The sequence below is a fragment of the Embleya hyalina genome, from assembly GCF_003967355.1.
In the GTDB taxonomy this organism is placed as follows: domain Bacteria; phylum Actinomycetota; class Actinomycetes; order Streptomycetales; family Streptomycetaceae; genus Embleya; species Embleya hyalina.
Genome location: NZ_BIFH01000036.1, coordinates 159131 through 165739 on the forward strand (window position 1 = coordinate 159131; position 6609 = coordinate 165739).

A 6609-nucleotide genomic window follows, 5' to 3' on the forward strand; every position below is an offset into this window, starting at 1 on the left:
CCTCCGCGCCCGCGCCCGCGCCCCCGTCCACGCCCACGCCCCTCGCCGGGACCGGGACGGCTCCGGCAGGTACGCCGAAGGGGCGACCCGCCAGGCGGGCCGCCCCTTCGTGAAACACCGTCGCGACTACCGCGGGACCGAAGCCGTGCCCGCCGGCAGGAAGCGCTTGCCGAGGGTCTTCTCGGTGACGCCCGCGCGGTCCAGGTACGGGGTGATGCCGCCCAGGTGGAAGGGCCAGCCGGCGCCGGTGATCATGCACAGGTCGATGTCCTGCGGGGCGGCGACGACGCCCTCCTCGAGCATGCGGTCGATCTCGTCGGCCAGGGCGGCCAGCGCGCGGTCGCGGACCTGCTCCTCCGTGGACGGCGAGTCGCCCACCTCCAGGAGCGCGACCACCTCCGGGTCGACCTCCTGCGCGCCCGAGGCCCAGGTCAGGAACGAGCGCTTGCCCGCCTTGACCACGCGCTCCAGGTTCGGTGACACGCCGAACCGGTCCGGGAAGGCGCCGTGCAGGGTGCCGCCCACGTGGGCCGCGATCGCCGGGCCGACCAGTTCGAGCAGCACCATCGGCGACATCGGCAGGCCCAGCGGGGCCAGCGCGTTGTCGGCGACCTCGATCGGGGTGCCCTCGTCCACCGCGGCCAGCACCTCGCCCAGGAAGCGGGTCAGCACGCGGTTGACCACGAACGCGGGGGCGTCCTTGACCAGGACCGAGGTCTTCTTCAACTGCTTGGAGACGGCGAACGCGGTGGCGAGCGCACCGTCGTCGGTCTGCTCCGCGCGCACGATCTCCAGGAGCGGCAGGACCGCGACCGGGTTGAAGAAGTGGAAGCCGACGACCCGCTCGGGGTGGGCCAGCTTCGAGGCCATCTCGGTGATCGACAACGACGAGGTGTTGGTGGCCAGGACGCAGGTCGGCGAGACCACCGCCTCGACCTCCGCGAACACCTGCTGCTTGACCGCCATCTCCTCGAACACGGCCTCGATCACGAAGTCGGCGTCGGCGAACGCGTCCTTCGTCAGCGAGCCGGTCACCAGCGCCTTGAGCCGGTTCGCGGCGTCCGCCGAGACGCGCCCTCGCAGCAGCAGCTTGTCGACCTCGTCGTGCACGTAGCCGACGCCCTTGTCCACCCGCTCCTGGTCGATGTCGGTCAGCACGACCGGCACCCGCAGGCGGCGCGCGAACAGCAGCGCGAGCTGGGAGGCCATCAGTCCGGCGCCGACCACGCCGACCTTGGTGACCGGGCGGGCGAGCTTCCGGTCGGGGGCACCCGCCGGTCGCTTGGCACGCTTTTGCACCAGGTTGAACGAGTACAGCCCGGCGCGCAGCTCGTCGCCCATGATCAGGTCGGCGAGCGCGTCGTCCTCGGCGTCGAAACCGGCCTGCACGTCACCGTCGCGGGCCGCGTCGATGATCTCCAGCGCGCGGTACGGCGCGGGGGAGGCGCCGTGCACCTTCGAGTCGGCGATCGCCCGGCCCCGCGCGACGGCGGCGTCCCAGCCGGCGCCGCGGTCGATCTCCGGGCGCTCGACCACGATCTCGCCGGAGACGACCTTGCCCGCCCACACCAGCGACCGGGCCAGGAAGTCGGCCGAGTCCACCAGCGCGTCCGCGATCCCCAGCTTGAAGGCCTTGGGGCCGTTGAGCTGACGGTTCTGGTTCAGCGCGTTCTCGATGATCACCGTGACCGCGTTGTCCGGACCGATCAGGTTCGGCAGCAGCACACAGCCGCCCCAGCCCGGGACCAGGCCCAGGAAGCACTCGGGCAGCGAGAAGGCGGGCACCGCGGTGGAGATGGTGCGGTACGTGCAGGCGAGGCCGATTTCGACGCCGCCGCCCATCGCTGCGCCGTTGTAGAACGCGAAGGTGGGCACGGACAGCGCGGTCAGCCGCTTGAACGTGTCGTGACCGGCCTTGCCGATGGCGTGCGCGTGCCCGCGGTCGGTGACCTTCTCGACGCCCTTGAGGTCGGCGCCGACCGCGAAGATGAACGGCTTGCCGGTCACCCCGGCCGCGACGATGTCGCCCGCCGCGGCCAGCGCCTCGATCGTGTCGATCGCGGCGCCGAGCTCGGCCAGGCCGGCCGGGCCGAAGGTGTTCGGCTTGGTGTGGTCGAAGCCGTTGTCGATGGTGATCAGCGCGAACTTTCCGGCGCCGTTCGGGAGGTCGAGCACACGCACCGGGAAGTGCGAGACCAGCTCGTCCGGGAAGACCTCGGCGGCCAGTCGGGTCAGGTCGCTCACTTGTCGTTCCCCTCGGAGTTCGCGCCGGCGGTGGTGGCGTCCGCGTCGGCCCCGGTCCAGTTCGGGTTCTCCCAGATGACGGTCCCGCCCATGCCGAGCCCGATGCACATCGAGGTCAGGCCGTAGCGGACCTCGGGGTGCGCCTCGAACTGGCGCGCGAGCTGGGTCATCAGCCGCACGCCGGAGGAGGCGAGCGGGTGGCCGAAGGCGATCGCGCCGCCGTACTTGTTCACGCGCGGGTCGTCGTCGGCGATCTTGTAGTGGTCCAGGAAGGACAACACCTGGACCGCGAACGCCTCGTTCAGCTCGAACAGGCCGATGTCGTCGATGCTCAGCCCGGCGCGCTCCAGCGCCTTCTCGGTGGCCGGGACCGGGCCGATGCCCATCACCTCGGGCTCGACGCCGGCGAACGCGAACTGCACCAGGCGCATCTTGATCGGCAGGCCCAGCTCGCGCGCGGTGTCCTCGGCGGCGAGCAGACACGCGGTCGCGCCGTCGTTGAGGCCGGCCGCGTTGCCCGCGGTGACCCGGCCGTGCGGGCGGAACGGGGTCTTGAGCGCGGCCAGGCCCTCGAGGGTGGTGCCCGGGCGCATCGGCTCGTCCGCCGTGGCCAGGCCCCAGCCCTGCTCCACCGAACGGGCCGCGACCGGCACCAGGTCGGGCTGGATCAGGTTGTCGGCGTACGCCTTGGCGGCCTTCTCCTGGCTGCCCACGGCGAACCGGTCCGCACGCTCCTTGGTGAGCTGCGGGAAGCGGTCGTGGATGTTCTCCGCGGTGTTGCCCATGACCAGCGCGGAGGGGTCCACCAACTGCTCGGAGATGATCCGCGGGTTCGGGTCGGCGCCCTCGCCCATGGGGTGTCGGCCCATGTGCTCGACACCGCCGGCGACCACCACGTCGTAGGCGCCGAAGGCGATGCCGCCGGCGGCCGTGGTGACCGCGGTCATCGCGCCCGCGCACATGCGGTCGATCGCGTAGCCGGGCACCTCGCGCGGCAGCCCGGCCAGCAGCGCGGCGGTGCGGCCGATGGTCAGGCCCTGGTCGCCGATCTGCGTGGTGGCCGCGATCGCGACCTCGTCCACGCGCGCCGGCGGCAGCGACGGGTTGCGGCGCATCAGCTCACGGATACACGCGATGACGAGGTCGTCGGCTCGCGTCTCGTGGTAGATGCCCTTGGGGCCGGCCTTGCCGAAGGGGGTACGGACGCCGTCTACGAAGACGACGTCCCGGACGTTACGAGGCACGAGCGCACACTCCTCCACCGATGGGTACGGCCCCATGCTACTCATGAGTAACCATGTGGCCTAGCCCGCGGTCCCCATCGGCTCGTCGGCGCGTCCCGACCGCGCCCGCCGGCGGGTCGGCCGCGGGTGCACCGGGCCGCCGGCCGCGAGCGGCGGCGGGATCGCGGTCGGGCGGTAGGGGGCGAGTGGGCCTGAGGCGACGAGGAGGGCGGAAGCGGCGATCGGGGCGGAGGCGGCGATCGGGATGATCCGCTCGAACCGCCCTGCGGACCCTCGCCGGCGGTGGTCGGGATCGGGTCGCGGGCACTCCACGTTGAACGGACTTGGCACGACCTTACGTACATATCGGTCTTGCCATGCTTTGCCGCGCCAAAGGCCCCGAGGCGCACGTGACGTGATCCACGTTCGCCGCCGTGGGCCTTTACTTCGCCTTGACTGTATGGGGTCATTCGGCTGACAAAATAAGCCAAGCCTAGGCTTGGTTAGCCTTGCCTAATAGTTGCCTTTCGTCCGTTTTATACGGCACCACCACGCCCTTCCGTGTGTCCCGCACGTCCTGCTTTTTGCTCGTTTGCCGGGCTTCGACCCGTCTTCGCCTGTCTCGTCCCCGGGAGAGTTCATGTCTGTCGTCCGTCGTCGCCCCGCCGCCACCCGCGCGTTGGGTGTCGGGTTGTTGCTGGCGTTGCCGCTCGCGCTGACCGCGTGCAGCAGCGACGACTCCTCCGGCGACGCGGTCAAGGTGACCGCCAAGGACAAGTCCTGCGACGTCGCCAAGAAGGACTGGCCCGCGGGCAAGAACAGCATCAAGGTGACCAACAAGGGCAACCAGGTCACCGAGCTGTACGTCTACGCGCAGGGCGACCGGATCGTCACCGAGCGGGAGAACATCGGCCCCGGCACCTCGGCCACGCTGAACTTCGAGATCAAGGCCGGCAGCTACGAGGTCGCCTGCAAGCCCGGCATGAAGGGCGACGGCATCCGGCAGAAGGTCACCGTCGCGGGCACCCCCGCCGGGAAGCCGATCGACCCCAGGCTCGCCCAGGCGGTCGCGCACTACCGCACGTACATCGACACCACGGTCGAGCAGATGTTGCCGCTCGCCACGGAGTTCGTGAACGCGGTCAAGGCCGGCGACGTGGCCAAGGCCAAGGAGTTCTACCCGAAGTCGCGCCTGGGCTGGGAGACCATCGAACCGGTCGCGGAGAGCTTCGGCGACCTCGACCCGCAGATGGACGCGCGCGAGGCGGACCTGGAACCGGGGCAGGAGTGGTCCGGCTGGCACCGCATCGAGAAGGCGCTGTGGACGACCGGGCAGATCACCGATGTCGAGAAGGGATACGCCGACCGTCTGATGGCCGACCTGAAGACGCTCCAGTCGAAGGTGGGCACGGTCGACATCACCCCGACCTCGATCGCCAACGGCGCCAAGGGCCTGCTCGACGAGGTCGCGACCGGCAAGGTCACCGGTGAGGAAGAGGCGTTCAGCCACACCGACCTGTGGGACTTCGCGGCCAACGTGGACGGCGCCAAGAAGGCCTTCGAGCTGCTCAAGCCGTACGTGGCGGAGAAGGACGCGGCGCTGGCCGGCACCCTCGACGCCGAGTTCGCCAAGATCCAGGGCCTGCTGTTCAAGTACAAGCAGGGCGAGGGCTACGTCTCCTACGACACGGTCGACGAGGCCAAGCGCAAGGAACTCTCGGACGCGGTCAACGCGCTCGGCGAGCCGCTGTCGAAGCTTGCCGGCGTCGTCGCCCAGTGACGTCGACCCGTGACATCGCCCGCCGTCGCGAACCACGAACCGCGCGAGCCGATCGCACCGCGCGAGCCGATCGAACCGTACGAGCCGACCGCACCGCACGAGCCTAGGGAGGGCCCATGACCGAGACCGAACGTGTCGCCGAGGCGGTCGAACCGTCGTCGGGCGACGGATTCAGTCGGCGGGCGCTGCTGGGCTGGACCGGGGGCGCGCTCGTGGTCGGCGCCGCCGCGGCGGGCGGGGTGGCCACCGCGGTCACCGGGACCGAGGACAAGTCGTCCACGCCGACCCCGGGTGCGGTGGACTTCCACGGCGTGAACCAGGCCGGCATCGCCACCCCGGTCCAGGACCGGCTGCACTTTTGCGTGTTCGACGTGATCACCGACGACCGGGCCAAGCTGGTGCGCATGCTCCGGCAGTGGACCGCCGCCGCGGCCGCGATGACCGCGGGCAGGCAGATCGGGACCGGAGCGGACAGCGGTGTGCCCGAGTCGCCGCCCGACGACACGGGTGAGGCCGTCGGTCTGCCGCCGAACAACCTCACGCTCACCGTCGGGTTCGGGCCCACGCTGTTCACCAAGGACGGCCGGGACCGCTTCGGGATCGCCGCGAAGAAGCCCGAGGCGCTGGCCGAACTGCCCGCGTTCCCCGGGGACAAGCTCGACCCGCAGCGCTCCGGCGGCGACATCGCGGTCCAGGCTTGCTCCGACGACCCCCAGGTCGCGGTACACGCGATCCGCAACCTGGCCCGGATCGGCTTCGGCGTGGTGTCGGTGCGCTGGTCGCAGCTGGGCTTCGGCAAGACGTCGTCGACCACGCCCGAGGCGATGACCCCGCGCAACCTGTTCGGCTTCAAGGACGGCACGCGCAACATCGCCGGCACCGAGACCGACCGGCTGCGCGAGCACGTGTGGGTGCCGGCCGGCGAAGGCCCGGCGTGGATGACCGGTGGCTCCTACCTCGTCGCGCGCCGGATCCGGATGCACGTCGAGACCTGGGACCGCACCTCGCTGCAGGAGCAGGAGGAGGTCATCGGCCGTACCAAGGGTGTGGGCGCGCCGCAGGGCGCGACCGGCGAACACGACGTGGTGCCGCTCAAGGCGCTGCCGGAGAAGTCGCATGTGCGGCTGTCGCACCCCGACACCAACAACGGCGCGACCATCCTGCGTCGCGGCTACTCGTTCGTGGATGGCTCGGACGGCCTCGGCCGGCTGGAGGCGGGCCTGTTCTTCCTGGCCTACCAGCGCGACCCGCGCAAGGGCTTCATCCCGGTCCAGCAGCGGCTGGCCTCGAACGACACGATGAACGAGTACATCCAGCACGTGGGCTCGGCCCTGTTCGCGTGTCCGGGCGGCGTGCGCGGCG

At 70.9% G+C, this 6609-nt stretch carries 4 protein-coding genes; 2 read left to right on the top strand and 2 right to left on the bottom strand.

The window, feature by feature from the left end; genetic code table 11:
* Nucleotides 1-126: 126 nt before the first annotated feature.
* Together EMA17_RS38310 and EMA17_RS38315 are read right to left on the bottom strand one after the other, a co-directional pair.
* On the bottom strand, nt 127-2244 hold the full coding sequence (locus EMA17_RS38310; RefSeq protein WP_126641814.1) for a 3-hydroxyacyl-CoA dehydrogenase NAD-binding domain-containing protein: 2118 nt from the start codon (nt 2242-2244) through the stop codon (nt 127-129).
* Nucleotides 2241-3488: a thiolase family protein gene (locus tag EMA17_RS38315; RefSeq protein WP_126641815.1), complete on the bottom strand. Its 1248-nt coding sequence runs from the start codon at nt 3486-3488 to the stop codon at nt 2241-2243. The genes EMA17_RS38310 and EMA17_RS38315 overlap by 4 nt, the downstream gene beginning before the upstream one ends.
* A gap of 619 nt (nt 3489-4107) precedes the next feature.
* Between EMA17_RS38315 and efeO the strand changes: the two genes are divergently transcribed.
* Nucleotides 4108-5247, top strand: coding sequence for an iron uptake system protein EfeO (gene efeO / locus EMA17_RS38320; RefSeq protein ID WP_174861495.1), 1140 nt, complete (start codon nt 4108-4110; stop codon nt 5245-5247).
* 116 nt (nt 5248-5363) lie between these two features.
* A partial coding sequence (gene efeB, locus EMA17_RS38325) for an iron uptake transporter deferrochelatase/peroxidase subunit (RefSeq protein WP_126641816.1) occupies nt 5364-6609 on the top strand: 1246 nt, incomplete at its 3' end.